We start from the raw sequence: 18,204 nt of genomic DNA on the forward strand, positions 1-18,204 counted from the left end.
GTGGAAACGATCCACAACCGGGCGTTCAGTCCACAGGCGGGCCTGCGGGCGGTGCCGATCCGTCGACGGGACGGGCACGGGAGAAGGACTACGGGCGCTTGCGCTTCTCGCGGACGCGCATGTTGACCGTGATGGGCGTCCCCTCGAAGCCGAAGATCTCGCGCAGGCGTCGCGTGATGAAGCGACGGTACTGCGGGTCGAGGAACCCGGTCGTGAAGAGCACGAAGGTCGGCGGGCGGTTCGCGGCCTGGGTCCCGAACAGGATGCGCGGCTGCTTGCCGGACCGCAGCGGGTGCGGGTGCTCGGCGACGAGCTCGGCCAGCAGGGCGTTGAACTTGCCGGTCGGGATGCGGGTGTCCCACGACTCGAGCGCGAGCTCGAGGGCGGGCACGAGCTTCTCGAGGTGGCGCCCGGTGCGGGCCGAGATGTTCACGCGCGGGGCCCACGACACGTGGTCGAGGTCCTGCTCGATCTCGCGCTCGAGGTAGCGGCGACGGTCGTCGTCCAGCAGGTCCCACTTGTTGAAGGCGAGCACGAGCGCGCGACCCGACTCGAGCACGAGGTCGATGATGCGCAGGTCCTGCGTCGAGATCTGCTCCGTGACGTCGATCACGACGACCGCGACCTCGGCCTTCTCGAGCGCGGCCGAGGTGCGCAGCGACGCGTAGAAGTCGGCGCCCTGCTGCAGGTGGACGCGCTTGCGGATGCCGGCGGTGTCGACGAAGGTCCACACTCGACCGGCGATCTCGACCTGCTCGTCGACGGGGTCACGGGTCGTGCCGGCGAGTTCGTTGACGACGACGCGCTCTTCGCCCGCGGCCTTGTTCAGCAGCGAGCTCTTGCCGACGTTCGGTCGACCGAGGATCGCGACGCGACGAGGGCCGCCGATCTCCTGCTTCGCCACGGTCGACACCGCGGGCAGCTTGGTCATGCACAGGTCGAGCAGGTCGGCGACGTTGCGACCGTGCAGCGCCGACGCGGGGAAGGGCTCGCCCAGCCCCAGCGACCACAGTGACGCGGCTTCGAGGTCTTTCCGGGCGTCGTCGCTCTTGTTGGCGACGAGGATGACCGGCTTGTGCGAGGCACGGAGCATGCGCACGACGGCCTCGTCGGTGGCGGTCGCCCCGACGTTGACGTCGACGACGAACAGCACGGCGTCGGCCAGGTCGACCGCGATCTCGGCCTGCATCGCGACCGAGCGGTCGATGCCGATCGCGTCGGGCTCCCATCCGCCGGTGTCGACGAGCGTGAAGCGGCGTCCGCCCCATTCGGCCTTGTACGAGACGCGGTCGCGCGTGACGCCGGGCTTGTCCTCGACGACGGCCTCGCGCCTCCCGAGGATGCGGTTGACCATGGCGCTCTTGCCGACGTTCGGTCGGCCGACGATCGCCAGCACCGGCAGGGCCGGGGCGTAGGTGAGTGCGTCGGGGTCCCAGTCGGCCCCCTCGAGGACGTCGATGTCACCCTCGTCGAGGTCGTAGTCGGTCAGGCCGGCGCGGAGGGCTCGGGCGCGCTGGTCGGCGTCCTCGTCGGGCATCGTCTGGATGCGGTCGACCATCTGCTCGTCGAGCTCGGGGTACTTGTCGTCGTCTGCCATGGGGGCTTCCTTAAGAAATGGGGGTGCTCGCTCGCACGAGCTCGACCACGGCCTGCACGGTCTGGTCGAAGTCGAGTTGGGTGGAGTCGACGGTGGAGACGCCGGGTGCGGCGGTCATGAAGTCGACGACCTTGCTGTCGAGCCGGTCGCGGGTCGAGAGCTGCCGAGCTGTCTCTTCGGCACTCTGCCCGGTCACCTCGGCCGAACGCCTGGCCATTCTAGCGGCTTCGCTCGCGGTCAACAGGATTCTGACCTGGGCATCCGGTGCGACGACGGTCGTGATGTCGCGCCCCTCGGTGACGATGCCCGGCTTGTCGGTCGACGCGATGATGCGGCGGAACAGGTCGACCATGAACCGGCGGACCTCGGGCAGCTTGGCCACGTGGCTGACGGCGGTCGTCACGCGTGGCGTGCGGATCTCGTCGGTGACGTCGCGACCACCGATCGTCACCGAGGAGGCGCGGGCAGGGTCGATCCCGATCGCGTAGTGGAACGTCGGCAGCGTCGCGATGACGGCCTCGGCGTCGTCGAGGTCGACGCCGCTGTCGAGCGCGTGCAGGGCGAAGGCCCGGTAGGCCGCCCCGGTGTCTTGGTAATCGAAGCCGAGGGAAGCTGCGGAGGCGCGGCTGACGCTCGACTTGCCGCTCCCGGCCGGCCCGTCGACGGCCACGACCACGTGGCGGTGCACGGCCTCGGCGGTCTCGGCCCGCAACTCTTCGACGTGGGCCTCGCCGGCGGGACCCCCGACGCCGTGCTCACCCGGCGAGCGCTCGGGGTCGACGTCCGACGAGCCGACGGGGCTCGTGCCGCCCAGGTCGCCGCTCACGCGAACGCCCCCACGACGGTCCAACCCCGGGTCTCGAGTTCGGTGACGAGTCGGTCTTCTTGTTCGGGCACGATCGATACCTCCGCGAGTCCTACCTGCGCGCCCGGCGAGTGCTCGAGCCGCAGATCTTCCAGGTTGACGCCGATCTCACCGATCTCGGTGAGCAGGCGGGCCAGTTGCCCGGGAGTGTCGTCGACCATGACGATCACCGAGCTGAACTGGGTCTGTTGCCCGTGCTTGCCGGGCAGACGGGCGACGCCGACGTTGCCGGCGCCGATGCTCTCGGCGACGGCGCGGCGACTGCCCGGCGCGTCGGGTGCCTCGAGGGCCTCGACGACGCGGTCGAGGTCGGCGCGCAGGTCGCGCAACACGACGGCCACGCGGGAGGCGTTCGCCCCCAGGATCTGCGTCCAGAGCGCCGGGTCGCTGCTCGCGACCCGCGTGACGTCCCGGACGCCCTGACCGGCGAGGCCGAGCGAGGCGTCGGGTGCGTAGCGCAGACGCGTCGCCATGAGGGAGGCGACGACCTGCGGCGCGTGGCTGACGAGGGCGACGCCGGCGTCGTGTTCCTCCGGCGTCATCTCGATCGGGGTCGCTCCGAGGTCGAGCGCCAGGTCTTCGACGGCGGCCGCCCGACGGTACGTGATGTCGTCGTGCCCCGCGATGACCCACGGGCGGCCGACGAAGAGGTCGGCGCGAGCCGAGACGGCTCCCCCGCGTTCGCGGCCGGCCATGGGATGCGATCCGATGTACCGCGACACGTCGGCGCCGCGCGCACGCAACTCGGCGAGCGGGGCGACCTTGACCGATGCGACGTCGGTCACGAGCGCCTCGGGCCAGGCGTCGAGTTCGCGCGCGACGATGTCGCTGGTGACGTCGGGCGGCACGGCGACGACGACGAGCCCGGGGGCGTCGCCGTCGGCCGGGGGCCGCCCGGCGCCGTAGTCGACGGCGAGGCTGCGCGCCGCCGGTGACACGTCGTCGAGGATCACGTCGACGCCGTGCTGGCGCAGACGCAGACCGATGCTGGCACCGAGCAGACCCGAACCGACGATGCGCACCTGGCCTGCCAGCCGGCGGCTGCCCGCCGTCAGCACGCCGACCGTCGAAGGGTCGGCCGACGGCACGTGAGCGAGGAGCGCGTCAGACCCGAAGGCGTCGTCGGACGAGGAGGCGCGGTGCGCGTCGGTCACGACCGTCCGCCCCCTCGGGGACCACGTCCCCCGGCGTCGGGTCGGCCACGGTACGGACGGTCGCCGCCGCGGTCGTCGCGACCGCCACGGTCGTCGCGGCCTCCGCGGTCGTCGCGGCCTCCGCGGTCGTCGCGCGGGCCACGGGCGGGTCCGCCACGCGAACCCCCGCGGTCGTCGCGTTGCTCACGGCCCTGGTAGCCGCCGCTGCGCGACCCGTCGCGGCCTCCACGCTCGTCACGACCCTGGTAGCCACCGCGGGAGTCTCCGCGGTCGTCACGACCTTGGTAGCCGGCACCACGCGAGCCACCGCGGTCGTCACGACCCTGGTAGCCACCGCGGGAGTCTCCGCGGTCGTCACGCTGTTCTCGTCCCTGGTAGCCGCCGCGCGACGCACCACGGTCGTCGCGACCCTGGTACCCACCGCGCGAACCACCACGGTCGTCATGACCGGCACGATCGTCACGTCCGCCTCGGTCGTCGCGGCCCTGGTACCCGCCACGCGAGCCCCCACGGTCGTCGCGCGAATCGCGCCCACCCGTGTAGCCACCGGCACCGGCACCGGCACCGGCACCGGCACGACGGTCGTCACGCGCGCCACGGTCGTCTTCGCCCCGCTCCGCTGCGCCGCGGTCGACCCATCCGCGGTTGGTCGCCTTGCCGCCGGCACGGATGCCCGAGGGGCGTCCGGTGCGCGGGTCGCGGTTGGCGTCGCGGTTCGGGTAACCCGCCGCGCGCTCTTCACCAGGGCTCAGCGGACGGTCTCCGCCACCTCGCGGCGCACGGTCGTCACGCGAGACGAACCCGCCGCGCGAGCCGCGATCGTCGCGTGACACGAACCCACCGCGATCGTCACGACCTCGGCCGTCGTCGTTGCGACCCTGGTACCCCGGTCGTGCTCCACCGCGGTCGTCACGTCCCTGGTACCCGCCACGGGCCGGACGCTCGTCGCGCCCACGGCCGTCGTCGTTCCGCCCCTGGTAGCCACCACGAGACTCGCCGCGGCCGTCGTCGTTGCGGCCCTGGTAGCCACCACGAGATCCACCGCGGTCGTCGCGTCCCTGGTACCCGCCGCGAGCGGGACGCTCGTCACTGCCGTGGTAACCGGTGCGAGCCGGTCGTCCCTCGCGTCCGCGACCATCGTCGTTGTTGCCCTGGTAGCCGCGCACGGGACGCTCGTCGCCCGAGCGTCCGTCGTGCCGGTTGCCCTGGTACCCACCTCGGGTCGGGCTCTCGTCGCGTTGACCGCGGCGCGCCTCCTGCTCTCGGCGGACCTGCGCCCGGCGCGAGGTCGACTCGGCCTGGTCGCGGGCCGCGGCACGGCGACGCTCGGCACGGGCATCGGTCGCGGGGTCGTACTCTTCGTCGTCCTCGTCGTAGTAGTCCTTCTCGACCTCGTCGTCGGCGAGGGCCAGCTCGACGACGTCGGCCTCGTCGACGGGGGCGTCGGGGCTCTCGGTGATCGGGGCGGCGTCGACCGTCGAGTCGGCCGTGGCGTCGCGTGAGATGGTGAGGATGGCCCCGAGCTCGACCTTGGTCAGCGAGCGCATGTGGCCGACCTTGAGCGTGCCGAGGTGCAGCGGGCCGAACGACCGGCGCACGAGGTCGATGACCGGGTGGCCGACGGCCTCGAGCATGCGACGGACGATGCGGTTGCGCCCGGAGTGCAGGGTGATCTCGATCAGCGACGAGTCGGAGGAACGCGAGAGACCCGCACCACCGGCGACGAGCGTCGCCTTGTCCGCCGCGATCGGGCCGTCGTCGAGTTCGACGCCGGTCATCAGCTCGTTGAGCACGGCGGGCGTGACGACGCCCTTGACCTTCGCGATGTACGTCTTGGTGACGCCGAACGACGGGTGCGCGAGAACGTGCGCGAGCTCGCCGTCGTTGGTCAACACGAGGAGGCCGCTCGTCTCGACGTCGAGGCGGCCGACGTTGAAGAGGCGCTCTTCGTACTGCTCGGTGAACTGACGCAGGTCGGGCCGGCCGTTCTCGTCGCTCAGGGTGCTGACGATGCCGACCGGCTTGTTGAGCATGACGTAACGACGCGTGGCGTCGAGCTGGACGGCGCTGCCGTCGACGACGATCTTGTCTTTGGTCGGGTCGATGCGGCGGCCGGGTTCGGTGACGACCTTGCCGTTCACCGTCACCCGCCCGGCGGCGATCATGTCTTCGCTGACCCGGCGCGAGGCCACGCCCGCGGCCGCCATGACCTTCTGCAGGCGCTCGCCCGAGGCCAGCTCGGAGTCGTCGGAGGAGAACTGACTACGCGACATCGTCGAAACCCCCCTGGCCGTCCGAGAGCAGGGGCGAGATGAGCGGCAGCTCATCGAGCGAGTTGATGCCGAGATGGGTCAAGAGGAGGCCTGTCGTTTCGTAGTTGATGGCGCCTGTCTCGGGGTCGGTGGACGACTCCGTGATCAGACCGCGACCCAGCAGCGTACGGACGACCGAGTCGACGTTGACCGCCCGGATCTGGGCGATGCTGCTGCGGGTGATGGGTTGCTTGTAGGCGATGACCGCCAGCGTCTCGAGAGCCGCTGAGGACAGTTTCGTCGGGTTCTGCGTCAGCACGAAATCGCGCACGACCGGATCGTGCTCGTCGCGGACGTAGAATCGCCAGCCGCCACCGACCTCACGCAGCTCGAAACCCCGTCGGATCGTGCCGTCGACACCGTCGAAATCGGCCACGAGCGTCGTGATCGCCTGCTGCACCACGGCGACGGGGGCGCCGACGGCGGTCGCCAGATCGACGAGCGACTGCGGCTCGTCGGCGACCATCAACAACGCCTCGAGACGACGCGCGACGGCATCGGGTGACGACGGCGATTCGTCGACGGCCTGGACGACGTCGTCGGCCGTCCCGACGGACGAGGAGGCGCGGGTCACGTCAGCCCTCATAGTCGGCCCCCAGCGCCGCGAGGTTCTCTTCGGTCCAGGTCTCGGCCACCCAGCGCACGCTGAGTTCACCGAGCGGCTCGACCTGCTCGAACGAGATGGACGCGTGGCGGTACAGCTCGAGCAGCGCGAGGAACCGGGCGACGACGACGCCCTTCTCGTCGATTCCCGCGACGAGCTGGCGAAAGGTGAGGACCGACCCACGACGGAGCAGCGCCACGACGACGGCCGCCTGCTCGCGGATGCTGACCAGGGGGGCGTGGAGGTGGTCCAGGCCGACCGTGGGTGTCTCGCGCGGCGCCAGGGCGAGGGTGGCGAGCGCCGCGAAGTCGTCGGGCGAGAGCGTCCAGACGAGCTCGGGGGTCGTGACGCGGTACTTCTGTTCGAGCCGCACCGAGCGGGCGTGACGCGCCGCCTCGGCAGCGCCGTGCTGGGCGAACCACTCGGCGGCCTGCTTGAAGGCCCGGTACTGCAGCAGCCGGGCGAAGAGCAGGTCGCGCGCCTCGAGGAGGGCGACGTCCTCGGCGTCGACGAGCTCGCCCTGGGGCAGCAGCCCCGCCACCTTGAGGTCGAGCAGCGTGGCCGCGACGACGATGAACTCGCTGGCCTGGTCGAGGTTCTCGTCGGTGTCGATGCGACGGAGGAACGACAGGAACTCGTCGGTCACGGCGCTGAGGGCGACCTCGGTGATGTCCATCTCGCGCCTGCTGATCAGCGAGAGCAGCAGGTCGAACGGCCCGCTGAAGTTCTCGAGCCGCACCTCGAAGCCCGGCGAGACCTCCGGGCCCGCGAGGGCGGTCTCGTCGGCGCCGGCCTCGGCGGTCGCCGACTCAGGCCGCGGCACCACGCGCGATCAGCTCTCGGGCCAGCTGGCGGTAGGCCTGCGCCGCCGGGTGCTCGGGGGCGAACTTGGTGATCGGGGTGCCGGCGACCGAGGCGTCGGGGAACTTCACGGTGCGGCCGATGACGGTCTCGAGCACCTGGTCGTCGAACGCCTCGACGACGCGTTCGAGCACCTCGCGGCTGTGCAGCGTGCGCGAGTCGAACATGGTCGGCAGGATGCCGTCGAGGGTGATCGCGGGGTTGAGCCGGTCGCGCACCTTCTCGATGGTCTCGACGAGCAGGGCGACGCCGCGGAGGGCGAAGAACTCGCACTCGAGCGGGATGAGCACGCCGTGCGCCGCGGTGAGGGCGTTGACGGTCAGCAGGCCGAGCGAGGGCTGGCAGTCGATCAGGACGACGTCGTACTCGTCGCTGACCTGGCGCAGGATGCGCGCGAGGATCTGCTCGCGGGCGACCTCGTTGACGAGGTGCACCTCGGCGGCGGAGAGGTCGATGTTGGCCGGCATGACGTCGAGGTTGTCGACGCGGGTGGGCACGATGACATCGTGGGCGTCCTTCACGGCGCCGATCATCAGGTCGTAGATCGTGGCCTGGTCGTGCGACTGCACGCCGAGGCCGGCCGTCAGCGCACCCTGCGGGTCGAAGTCGATGGCCAACACGCGACGGCCGTACTCGGCGAACGCGGCACCGAGGTTGATCGTCGTGGTGGTCTTGCCGACGCCGCCCTTCTGGTTGCAGAGGGTGATGATGCGGGCCGGGCCGTGGCTCGACAGGGGCGCGGGAGTCGGGAACTCGGTGCGCGGGCGCCCGGTGGGGCCGTTCGCGGGGACGGTCGCCGGAGCGCTCTCGAAGAGGGCGGGGGTGCTCGAGGTCGGCTTGGTGCTCACGGATACGAGAGTACCGGCGCCCCCCGACGCCGACGGGCTGCCGCGCCCGGCCCGTCACCAGGAAGCCTCATGCCTTGCTTGAGGGTTTTGCCTGGTCAGCGCCAGGTCGGGGCCGGGTCGGCCTCGGGTCCCCGCGCCTGGTGAGCGCCGGGTCGCCACCGGGTCGTCGCCGGGTCGTCACGCGGGTGACGACGCCCACCGGGCACGCGGGTGCGCCGTCGAGTAGACGTCCCGCAGCGCGTCCGCCGTCACCAGCGTGTAGATCTGCGTCGTCGCGACCGACGAGTGCCCGAGCAACTCCTGCACGACCCGGACGTCGGCCCCGCCCTCGAGCAGGTGCGTCGCGAACGAGTGCCGCAACGTGTGCGGCGACACCTCGACGCCGAGCTGCGCCCGGTCGGCCGCCGCCTGGATGATCAGCCACGCGTTCTGCCGGGACACCCGGGCCCCGCGCGTACCGAGGAACAGCGCGGGCGTCGGGTCTCCCCGCGGCGAGAACACCGGTCGGGCCCTCACCAGGTAGGCGTCGAGCGCCCGGCGCGCGTAGCTGCCCAGCGGGACGACGCGCTGCTTGTTCCCCTTGCCGAACAGGCGCACGACGTCGCCCTCGATCACGTCGTCGACGTTGAGCGACACGGCCTCGCTCACGCGTGCCCCCGTCGCGTAGAGCAGCTCGAGCAGGGCCTTGTCGCGCAGTCGGGTCGGTTCGTCACCGTCCGTCGCGGCGAGCAGCGCCTCGACCTGACCCACCGAGATCGCCTTGGGCAGGCGACTCGGCAGCTTGGGCGGCCGGGTGGTGGCCGCCACGTCCACCGCGACCAGCCCCTCCTCGAGCGCGAAGCGGTGGAAACCGCGCACCGACGACAACACCCGGGCCACCGAGGAGGCGCCGAGCGGCTTCTCGGCGCGGGTCGCCAGAGCCGCGGGGAACGTCGCGACGTCCGCGGCCTCGATCTCGTCCAGGGTGCGCCGTCCTGCCTCCGCCAGGTGCGCTCGCCAGAGGACGAGGTCGCGGCGGTACGCGGCGGTCGTGTTCGGGCTGAGACCACGCTCGACCGAGACGTGCCTCAGGTACCTTTCCAGCGCCTCCTCGATCGTCACGAGGTCAGGCTACGGCCGGGACCGCCGTGCCACCTCGGCGACGCACGCCTCAGCGGGACGCGACCGCGGCGAGCGCCGCGATGCTGAGGATCGAGTTGTGCAGCCGGCCGGCCAGCACTCCGTCGACGATCTCGTCGAGCGAGACCCAGCGCTTCTCGATGTCGGCTTCTTCGTCGCTCCGCTCGAACGCGTCCGCCGTGGCGCCGACGCCGGTCGCCCGGAAGACCGTGACCATCTCGTCGTTGCCGCCGGGTGTGGTGTGGAACGAGACGAGCTCGTCCCAGTTCGTCGCCTGCAGGTCGGCCTCTTCGGCGAGCTCGCGCTTCGCGGCGTCGAGCTTGCTCTCACCCTCGGCGTCGAGCAGGCCGGCGGGCAGTTCCCAGTCGCGGGAGCGGATCGGGTGCCGGTACTGCTTGATGACGAGCACGCGCTGCTGGTCGTCGACGGCCAGCACCGCCACGGCACCGGTGTGCGCGACGTACTCGCGCACCATCGGCGAGCCGTTGTAGTCGACGGTGTCGCGCTTGACGTTCCAGACCGCGCCTTCGAAGACGACCTCGGACTTCGTGATCGTCGGCGACGCCGGTTCGTCGGCGAGCGGCTCACCGGTCGTGTCGGTCACGCCACGACCTCGGCGGCGTCGGCTTCGTCGGCGAACAGCTTGCTCGCATCGTGGCGCTCGAGCGACGCCGCCACGAGCCCGGCGAACAGCGGGTGCGCGTCGTTGGGGCGGGACCGCAGTTCGGGGTGGGCCTGCGTCCCGATGTAGAACGGGTGGACGTCGCGGTCGAGTTCGACGTACTCGACGAGCGTGCCGTCGGGTGAGGTGCCCGAGAAGCGCAGGCCCGCGTCGGCGATCTGCTGACGGTACTGGTTCGAGACCTCGTAGCGGTGACGGTGACGCTCGGACACCAGCTCGGACCCGTAGAGGTCGGCGGCGAGCGAGCCCGGCGTCAACGCGGCCGGGTAGAGGCCGAGGCGCATGGTGCCGCCCAGGTCACCGTCGGCGATGATGTCGACCTGCTCGGCCATGGTCGCGACCACCGCGTACTCGGTGTCGGGGTCGAACTCGGACGAGGAGGCGCCGGTCAGGCCGGCCTCGTTGCGCGCGTACTCGATGACCATGCACTGCAGGCCCAGGCACAGGCCGAGCGCCGGCAGGCCGTTCTCGCGGGCGAAGCGCAGCGCGCCGAGCTTGCCCTCGATGCCGCGGATGCCGAAGCCACCGGGCACGCAGATGCCGTCCACCTGGCTGAGCGCCTTCGCGGCGCCCTCGGCGGTCTCGCAGTCGTCGGAGGGTATCCAGGTCAGCGACACCTTGGTCTGGTGTGCGAACCCGCCGGCCTTGAGGGCCTCGGTGACCGAGAGGTAGGCGTCGGGCAGGTCGATGTACTTGCCGACCAGGCCGATCGTGACCTCGTGCTTCGGCTCGTGGACGGCGGTCAGGACGGGCTGCCAGCCCGACCAGTCGACCTCGCCGGCCTTCTCGCCGAGGCCCAGGTGGTCGATGATGTACGCGTCGAGCCCCTGGTCGTTCAGCATGGCCGGGATGTCGTAGATGCTCGCGACGTCCTTCGCGTTGACCACGGCGTCCTCGTCGACGTCGCACATCAGGGCGATCTTCTTCTTGTTGCTCTCGCTGACCGGACGGTCGCTGCGCAGCACGAGGGCGTCGGGCTGGATGCCGATCGAGCGCAGGGCCGCGACGCTGTGCTGGGTCGGCTTGGTCTTCTGCTCGCCCGACGCGCCCATGTAGGGCACGAGGGAGACGTGCACGAAGAAGACGTTCTTGCGACCGAGCTCGTGGCGCACCTGACGAGCGGCCTCGATGAACGGCTGGCTCTCGATGTCGCCGACCGTGCCGCCGACCTCGGTGATGATCACGTCGGGCTTGGGGTCGTCGTCGGCCTGCTGACGCATGCGCCGCTTGATCTCGTCGGTGATGTGCGGGATGACCTGCACGGTGTCACCGAGGTACTCACCGCGTCGTTCCTTCGCGATGACGGTCGAGTAGATCTGCCCCGTCGTGACGTTCGCCGACTGGCCGAGGTCGATGTCGAGGAACCGCTCGTAGTGCCCGATGTCGAGGTCGGTCTCGGCGCCGTCGTCGGTGACGAAGACCTCACCGTGCTGGAACGGGTTCATGGTGCCCGGATCGACGTTCAGGTACGGATCGAGCTTCTGCATGACGACCCGCAACCCGCGGGCCGTGAGCAGATTGCCCAGGCTGGCGGCCGTCAGGCCTTTTCCGAGGGAGGAGACGACGCCTCCGGTGACGAAGATGTGCTTCGTCGTGCTGGCATCTGGACCCGAGTTCTCAACGTTCACCACGGGATTCCATCCTATGTCACACCGAGCCGTTCCGACAGACCACGCCTGTTACGAACGCGTGTCGGCCGTGGCCGGTCGTCGGGCCGACGAGGCGAGTTCGAGCAGTTCACGGGCATGCTCGAGACCGCTGGAACTGTCGGGCAGTCCCGAGAGCAGCCGGGCCATCTCGGCGACGCGCTCGTCGCCCTCGAGCTGGTGCACGCTGCTCGCCGTCACCTCGCCCGAGGCGTCCTTGACGACGCGGAGGTGGTTGGTGGCGAACGCGGCGACCTGGGCCAGGTGCGTCACCACGATGACCTGTGCCCGTTCGGCGAGCGCCGCCAGGCGTCGGCCGATCTCGATCGCGGCCGAACCGCCGACGCCGGCGTCGACCTCGTCGAAGACGAAGGTGGGCACGTCGCTCGACCCGGCCATGACGACCTCGAGCGCGAGCATGACGCGCGAGAGTTCGCCGCCGGACGCGCCCTTGCCGAGGGGGCGGGGCTCGCTGCCGGGGTGCGGCCTCAGTAGGAGCGAGACGACGTCGCCGCCGCTCGTCCCGAGCTCGTCCCGAGGCGAGACCTCGACGACGATCTCGGCACCGGTCATGGCGAGGGCGCTCAGCTCGGCGCTGACCCGCGTCGAGAGGTCGGCCCCGGAGGCGCGGCGCAGGTCGCCGAGGACGCCCGCCCGTCGTTCGGCCTCGGCCCGCAGCTCGGCGACCTCGTCGTCGAGGTGCGCGAGGCGGTCGTCGTCGCCGTCGAGCTCGACCAGGCGTCGGCTGCCGTCGTCGAGGAGGCGGATGACGTCGTCGAGGGTGGGACCGTACTTGCGGACGAGCCCGCCGAGGTCCGCGCGGCGGGTCTGCACCGACTCGAGTTCGACGGCCACGTCGGCGTCGAGGGTGCCGAGGTAGCTCGACAGGCGGGAGGCGGATTCGCCGACCTGCACGCTGACCTCGGCCAGCAGGTCGGCGATGGGCTCGAGCGCCGGGTCGTGCGGGGAGACGCGTTCGATCTGACGGCGTGCCTCCTCCACGAGGGAGACGACGTCGCGCGTCCCGTCGACCGCGTCGGTCGAGAGCACCTCGTGGGCGAGGCCGGCGGCCAGCCTGAGGTCTTCGGCGTTGCTGAGTCGCTCGGCCGTGGCGTCGAGCTCGTCGAGTTCGCCGGCCACGGGGGCGAGGCCCTCGATCTCGTCGATCGCGGCCCGCAGGGTGTCGGCCTCGTCACGTCGGGCGTCGCGGTCGCGTGTGATCTCGTCCAGTTCGGCTCGGGCGGCCAGCCAGGCGTCGTACGCGCCACGGTAGTGTGCGGCGGCCTCGGCGAGAGCGGCCCCGCCGTGCGCGTCGACGGCCGCGCGTTGGGCGGCAGCGGACTTCAGTCGGATCTGCTCGGACTGGCCGTGGACCACCACGAGGTGGTCGGCGAGGTCGCCGAGCACGCCGATCGGGGCCGTGCGTCCGCCGACCACCGCACGGCTACGCCCCTCGGCCGAGACCACGCGACTGAGGAAGAGCTCGCCGTCGTCGACGTCGCCGCCCGCGTCCCGGACGCGCTCGACGATGGCCCCCTCGGTGGGGACCAGCCAGCGGCCGTCCACGACGGCCTGGGGGCTGCCCGAGCGGACGACGCCGCTCTCGGCACGCTGACCGAGCAGCAGGCCGAGCGCCGAGACGACCATGGTCTTGCCCGCCCCCGTCTCGCCGGTGACGGCCGTGAAGCCGGGACCGAGCGGCAGGGTCGCCCGACCGATCACGCCGAGGTCGCGGATCGAGATCTCTTCGATCATCGGTCTCCCTCGCGGGCCGGATCGGACGTGGTCGGGGTGATGGTGGCCCCGACGGCGACGTCCTCGACGGTGGCCGGTCCGCGCCAGCCCGTGACGGGGAGCTGGAACTTGGCCACGAGGCGATCGGTGAACGGGCCCGTCCGCAGGCGGGCCAGTCGCACGGGCTGGTCGGAGCGGCTGCACTCGACCCGGGCCCCCGGGGGCAGGTCGTGCTCGCGGCGACCGTCACACCACAGGATGCCGCGAGCGTCCGTGCGGCTCAGCACCTCGACGGCGAGCACCGAGTCGGGCCCGACGACGAGTGGTCGGGCGAAGAGCGCGTGGGCACTGAGCGGCACGAGCAGCAAGGCCTGCACGGCAGGCCACACCACCGGGCCGCCGGCCGAGAACGAGTAGGCCGTCGAGCCGGTCGGCGTGGACATGACCACGCCGTCGCAGCCGAACGACGACAGGGGACGACCGTCGACCTCGATGACGACCTCGAGCATGCGCTCGCGTGAGGCCTTCTCGACCGTGGCCTCGTTCATGGCCCAGGTCTCGTAGACGACCTCGTCACCGTTGGTGACCTTGACGTCGAGCGCGAACCGCTCTTCGACCTCGTAGTCGGCCGCGAGGACGCGGGCGACGGTGTCGGCCATCTCGTCGCGCTCGCTCTCGGCCAGGAACCCGACGTGGCCGAGGTTGACCCCGACGATGGGAGCGCGGGTACCGCGGATCAACTCGGCGGCACGGAGGATCGTGCCGTCGCCACCCAGGACGATGACGCATTCGAGGTCGTCGCAGGCCACGCCGTCGAACAGGATCTCTACGTCGTCGATGGCGGCCGTGGGCTGGGCCCGACGGATGTCGTCCCACTCGTCGCGGGGAAGGACGGGAACCACACCGGCGTCGCCCAACAACCCGCAGACCTCGAGGGCGGCGTCGATGGAGTCGGGACGCCCCGTGTGCGAGACGACCAGGATGTGTCGTGTCGAAGAGATGTCGTTCACCCTCTCGTCAAGCTGTCGGCCGTGCTGAGCCATTCTGTCGGATTCGTACCGACCGAGGCCGAGAAGTGCACACAGTACTCGCGGTTGCCCGAGCCGCCGACGATCGGGGACGAGATGAGCCCGGCCGTGCCGAGCCCCAGGTCGTGGGCGGCCCACAACACCGTGGTGACGGCCTCGTTCCGCAGCACGGGGTCGAGCACGAGACCCTCCCGGACGCCCTGTCGGCCGACCTCGAACTGCGGCTTGATCAGCAGGACGAAGTCGTTGTCCACACCCACGCTCGCCACGAGTGCGGGCAGCACCATCGTCAGGGAGATGAACGACACGTCGGCCACCACGAGCGACACCGAGGAGGCACGGGTCGTCAACGCCGCGAACCGCTCGGCCGTCAGGTAGCGCGCGTTCTCGCCCTCGACGATCGTGACCCGCGGGTCGAAACGAACCGGGTTGGCCAACTGACCGTGGCCGACGTCGAGGGCGACCACGTGCTCGGCCCCGCGCTCGAGGAGGACCTGCGTGAACCCGCCCGTGGACGCTCCGACGTCGAGGGCCGTCCGGCCCGTGGGGTCGACCCGGAACGCGTCGAGCGCACCCAGGAGTTTGTGTGCCGCACGACTCACGTAGTGGTCGAGGCCGGCGACGGCGACGTCGTCCGACTCGCCCACCCGAGCGGACGCCTTGACCACTCCCACGCCGTTGACGGTCACCAATCCGTCCGACAACAAGCGGGCGGCATGCGTCCGTGACCGGGCGAGACCACGCCGGGCGAGGACCGAGTCGAGTCGATCCCCCGGCGCTTCGGCGGCCGTCATCGACCGCCCTGACCGATGTCGTCGGTGGTGCCCTCGAGCACGGCGCGGAGCTCGTCGTGGATCGCGGCGAAGGCCTCGGCCCGCGAGGACAAGGGGAGGGACTCGATGCCCGACAGCTGCTCGGCGGACGCCACCTGCGCCTCCTGACGGTCTGCGGCGTCCACGACGTCGAGGTCGGTGTCGTCGCGGACGGTCGCGTCGGGATGGTCGCTCATGGTGCCGTCCAGACTAGCCGCCGCCCCTGACGGTCGGGTCGGGAGCGATCAGCCGTCGGCGTGCAGCTTCGGGTCGACGTCGAGCCCGTAGATGGCCTTGCCTGTCCCCCACACCGCGGCGGCCCCGGCGCGCAGCAGGTCGACGGGGTCGCCTCCGTCGGACAACACCCGCACCACGTGACCGCGGACGGCGACGCTCGCCCCGCGGACCGTGACGACGTGCACGTCCTCTTCGTCGTGTTCGACGGTGTCGGGATACGGCTGGTCCAACTCACGGAGGTCGCCGACGATGAAGTCCGGCCGGGACTTCGCGTCGGCGGCGAGCACCTGCTTCGCGCCGTCGATCCCGGTCAGCACCAGGATCGAGACGAGTCCCGCGGCATTCGCGCCGACGATGTCGGTGTCGAGCCGGTCCCCGATGAACGCGGCCTTCGTCGCCCCGAACCTCTCGACGGCCGCGGTGAAGATCGGGGTCTCGGGCTTGCCGGCGGTCACGGGCAGGCGCCCGACGGCCGTGTGGACCGCGGACACCAGCGTTCCGTTGCCGGGCGCGACACCACGCTCCTGCGGGATCGTCCAGTCCGTGTTCGTCGCGATCCACGGGATGCCCGTGTGCAAGGCGAAGGACGCCTCGGCGAGCTGCGCCCATCCGACGTCAGGGCTGAAACCCTGCACGACCGCCGCGGGCGCGTCGTCGGCCGAACGGGTGACGACGAAGCCCTCGGCCTCGAGCACCGACGTCAGGCCCTCGCCGCCGACGACCAGCACCGTCGAGCCGGCGGGCACGGCATCGACGAGGAGGCGCACGGCGGCCTGCGGGGACGTCACCACGTCGTCCGCGCCCACCGAGAGTCCGTAACCGGCCAGTTGACCGGCCACCGTCTCGGCGGTCCGCGACGCGTTGTTCGTGACGTACCCGACCCGACGGGTGCGAGCCAGATCCGTCAGGCTCTCGACCGCGTGGTCGATGGCGTGCCGCCCCCGGTAGACGACCCCGTCGAGGTCGGCGAGGACGGTGTCGACGCCGTCGAGAGGCGTCACCGCGTCAGGCACGGTGGTCGTCGACGTGGTCCGTGCCCTGCGGGGCCGTCTCGGGATCGGCAGTCTCATCGTGGTGGCCCTGCTCCTCGTCGTGCTGCTCGTCCGCGCGGTCGTCCGGACGCTGCTCGGGTCCGTCGAGGTCGTCGGCGCCGCCCTGGGACTCCCCTGGCACGCCGTCGGGCTCGCCGAGCGCCAGCTCACCGGGCTCGTCAGACATCGGTTCATCCGACTCTTCGATGGTCAGCTCACCGGGCTCGTCGAGGGCGACGGGTCGTTCGTCGGAGAATTCGACGTCCTCCTCGACGATCTCCACGGTCTCGCCGTCGGCGCCACCGTGTTCGAGGGCCGCGAGAGCGTCCTCGGCCCGGTCGGCGAGTTCGAGCCACTTCTCCCCCTCGTCGGGGCGACCCAGATCCTCGAGGACCGTGCCGTAGGCGGCGAAGAGGGCCGGGCTGTAGCTGAAAGCCTTCGTCCGGTCGAGTTGGGGGATCTCGAGCTCGCCCAGAGCAGCTTGGGGTTGGCCGAGGTCGAGACGGGCACCCGACATCGCGATGGCCAGTGAGACGCGCACCTGGACGTCAAGTGTCGACACGTCGACGGACCGTCCGAGCTCAAGCGCCCGCTCGGGACGACCCAGACCTCGTTCACTGTCGACCATGAGAGGCAACTGGTCATCACGGCCCGAGATGCGACGGTAGGTGCGTAGTTCGCGGAGGGTGAGGGCGTAGTCCCCCACCTGGTAGGCCGTGATGGCGATCGTCTCGCGGACGACCGAGATGCGCCCGGCCCGACGTCCTGCCGAGAGGGCGTGCTTGTGGGCCTCCTCCGGGTCCTCGTCGATCAGACGACCAGCCATGACCAGGTGCTTGGCCACCCAGTCCGCGTTCTCCTTGCTGAGCGTCTTGAGCTCACCACGGGCGACCTTGTCCAGATCACGGGGCTCGACGTCATCCGGGACGTGCGCGACCTCTTGCGCCGGACGGACCGACTTGATGCCGAACGGGTCACGGTCTTCCGGGGTCTCGCGGGGCGTCCAGCCCTCTCGACGATCACCACGTCCCGTCGAACCGGCACGAGGCCCTGCTCCGCGACGATCGTCGCCACCCGGGCGACCACCGCGCTGCGGACGGTCGCCCGACGACGGACGATCTCCCCGCTGAGGCCGGTCACCATGCGAGGGACGATCCCCTCGCTGGGGCCGATCACCGTAGGACGGACGATCCCCGCGCTGTGGCCCGCCGCTCGAGGGTCGCCCCCCGCTGGGGCGTCCGTTGGAGGGACGTCCCTCGGACGGACGCTCGCCGCGCGGAGGACGCCCGCCGGCCGGGCGATCGCTCGACGATCGGCCCCGGTCACCGAATGAGGGCCGGCCTGTGCCCCCACCGCGGTTCGCCCCACCGCTGCCAGAGCCCGAGGAGGGACGGCGTGGGCCGTCCTTGCGGTCGTCGTCGTCGCGATCAGTCACCGAAGTGCTCCTCTGTTGTTCTCTGCCAGCTGTCGAGTTGTGAAGGGTCGACTCTACCAAAGCGACCACGACTGCAGGAGGCGCGGTTCGGCTGGGCGAGATTCGTCCCGTAACGCAGAAAAGCCGCCCCAACTGGGGCGGCTCTTCTGGTGTTTCGTGTGCTGTTCGCACTAAAAGGAGTCCGGCGGTGTCCTACTCTCCCACAAGGTCCCCCTTGCAGTACCATCGGCGCTGAGAGT

15 protein-coding genes and 1 pseudogene are annotated in these 18,204 nt (G+C 71.0%); all 16 read right to left on the reverse strand.

Annotated elements, in window-relative coordinates; all coding sequences use genetic code 11:
* Positions 1-88: 88 nt before the first annotated feature.
* The 16 genes and pseudogenes from der to ACVJ1F_RS11255 all read right to left on the reverse strand — a co-directional run bounded on the left by der (position 89) and on the right by ACVJ1F_RS11255 (position 17,356).
* Positions 89-1,537, reverse strand: coding sequence for a ribosome biogenesis GTPase Der (gene der / locus ACVJ1F_RS11180; protein WP_369700705.1), 1,449 nt, complete (start codon positions 1,535-1,537; stop codon positions 89-91).
* Positions 1,538-1,607: 70 nt separating this feature from the next.
* On the reverse strand, positions 1,608-2,285 hold the full coding sequence (cmk, locus tag ACVJ1F_RS11185) for a (d)CMP kinase (RefSeq protein ID WP_056044916.1): 678 nt from the start codon (positions 2,283-2,285) through the stop codon (positions 1,608-1,610).
* A gap of 134 nt (positions 2,286-2,419) precedes the next feature.
* On the reverse strand, positions 2,420-3,517 hold the full coding sequence (locus ACVJ1F_RS11190; RefSeq protein WP_456886273.1) for a prephenate dehydrogenase: 1,098 nt from the start codon (positions 3,515-3,517) through the stop codon (positions 2,420-2,422).
* 1,577 nt (positions 3,518-5,094) lie between these two features.
* A pseudogene (locus ACVJ1F_RS11195) lies at positions 5,095-5,889 on the reverse strand (pseudouridine synthase); the annotation flags it as partial.
* Positions 5,879-6,514 (reverse strand): SMC-Scp complex subunit ScpB, encoded by a 636-nt coding sequence (gene scpB, locus ACVJ1F_RS11200; RefSeq protein WP_456886261.1) that lies wholly within the window; start codon positions 6,512-6,514, stop codon positions 5,879-5,881. The pseudogene ACVJ1F_RS11195 and the gene scpB, both read right to left, overlap by 11 nt.
* The gene (locus tag ACVJ1F_RS11205) at positions 6,504-7,358 is read right to left on the reverse strand and encodes a segregation and condensation protein A (RefSeq protein WP_456886262.1); all 855 of its coding nucleotides are present in this window, start codon (positions 7,356-7,358) and stop codon (positions 6,504-6,506) included. The genes scpB and ACVJ1F_RS11205 overlap by 11 nt, the downstream gene beginning before the upstream one ends.
* Positions 7,342-8,241 (reverse strand): ParA family protein, encoded by a 900-nt coding sequence (locus ACVJ1F_RS11210; RefSeq protein WP_056044876.1) that lies wholly within the window; start codon positions 8,239-8,241, stop codon positions 7,342-7,344. Before ACVJ1F_RS11210 ends, ACVJ1F_RS11205 begins: the two co-directional genes overlap by 17 nt.
* A gap of 177 nt (positions 8,242-8,418) precedes the next feature.
* A complete protein-coding gene (xerD, locus tag ACVJ1F_RS11215; RefSeq protein ID WP_456886264.1) occupies positions 8,419-9,342 on the reverse strand; it encodes a site-specific tyrosine recombinase XerD in 924 nt (307 codons plus the stop codon).
* Positions 9,343-9,391: 49 nt separating this feature from the next.
* A complete protein-coding gene (locus ACVJ1F_RS11220; RefSeq protein WP_056044878.1) occupies positions 9,392-9,964 on the reverse strand; it encodes an NUDIX domain-containing protein in 573 nt (190 codons plus the stop codon).
* Positions 9,961-11,670 (reverse strand): CTP synthase, encoded by a 1,710-nt coding sequence (locus tag ACVJ1F_RS11225; RefSeq protein WP_082452737.1) that lies wholly within the window; start codon positions 11,668-11,670, stop codon positions 9,961-9,963. Before ACVJ1F_RS11225 ends, ACVJ1F_RS11220 begins: the two co-directional genes overlap by 4 nt.
* 51 nt (positions 11,671-11,721) lie before the next feature.
* A complete protein-coding gene (gene recN, locus ACVJ1F_RS11230) occupies positions 11,722-13,443 on the reverse strand; it encodes a DNA repair protein RecN (protein WP_456886266.1) in 1,722 nt (573 codons plus the stop codon).
* Positions 13,440-14,423 carry an NAD kinase gene (locus ACVJ1F_RS11235; protein ID WP_236556878.1) on the reverse strand — a complete coding sequence of 328 codons (984 nt, stop codon included), beginning with the start codon at positions 14,421-14,423 and terminating at the stop codon, positions 13,440-13,442. Before ACVJ1F_RS11235 ends, recN begins: the two co-directional genes overlap by 4 nt.
* A gap of 5 nt (positions 14,424-14,428) precedes the next feature.
* Positions 14,429-15,244, reverse strand: coding sequence for a TlyA family RNA methyltransferase (locus ACVJ1F_RS11240; RefSeq protein WP_200412902.1), 816 nt, complete (start codon positions 15,242-15,244; stop codon positions 14,429-14,431).
* Entirely contained in the window at positions 15,241-15,459 is a 219-nt protein-coding gene (locus ACVJ1F_RS11245) for a hypothetical protein (protein WP_456886268.1), read from the reverse strand. Before ACVJ1F_RS11245 ends, ACVJ1F_RS11240 begins: the two co-directional genes overlap by 4 nt.
* A gap of 48 nt (positions 15,460-15,507) precedes the next feature.
* On the reverse strand, positions 15,508-16,500 hold the full coding sequence (locus ACVJ1F_RS11250; RefSeq protein ID WP_371740287.1) for an HAD-IIA family hydrolase: 993 nt from the start codon (positions 16,498-16,500) through the stop codon (positions 15,508-15,510).
* A gap of 4 nt (positions 16,501-16,504) precedes the next feature.
* Positions 16,505-17,356: a hypothetical protein gene (locus tag ACVJ1F_RS11255; protein ID WP_456886271.1), complete on the reverse strand. Its 852-nt coding sequence runs from the start codon at positions 17,354-17,356 to the stop codon at positions 16,505-16,507.
* Positions 17,357-18,204: the final 848 nt, after the last annotated feature.

The organism is Frigoribacterium sp. 2355, from assembly GCF_054060695.1.

Excerpts from the sequence above, each read along its gene's own strand:
- der (WP_369700705.1), bottom strand. The coding sequence starts at position 1,537 with ATGCCCGACGAGGACGCCGACCAGCGCGCCCGAGCCCTCCGCGCCGGC.
- scpB (WP_456886261.1), bottom strand. The coding sequence starts at position 6,514 with ATGAGGGCTGACGTGACCCGCGCCTCCTCGTCCGTCGGGACGGCCGAC.
- recN (WP_456886266.1), bottom strand. The coding sequence starts at position 13,443 with ATGATCGAAGAGATCTCGATCCGCGACCTCGGCGTGATCGGTCGGGCG.
- ACVJ1F_RS11240 (WP_200412902.1), bottom strand. The coding sequence starts at position 15,244 with ATGACGGCCGCCGAAGCGCCGGGGGATCGACTCGACTCGGTCCTCGCC.
- ACVJ1F_RS11245 (WP_456886268.1), bottom strand. The coding sequence starts at position 15,459 with ATGAGCGACCATCCCGACGCGACCGTCCGCGACGACACCGACCTCGAC.
- ACVJ1F_RS11255 (WP_456886271.1), bottom strand. The coding sequence starts at position 17,356 with ATGGCTGGTCGTCTGATCGACGAGGACCCGGAGGAGGCCCACAAGCAC.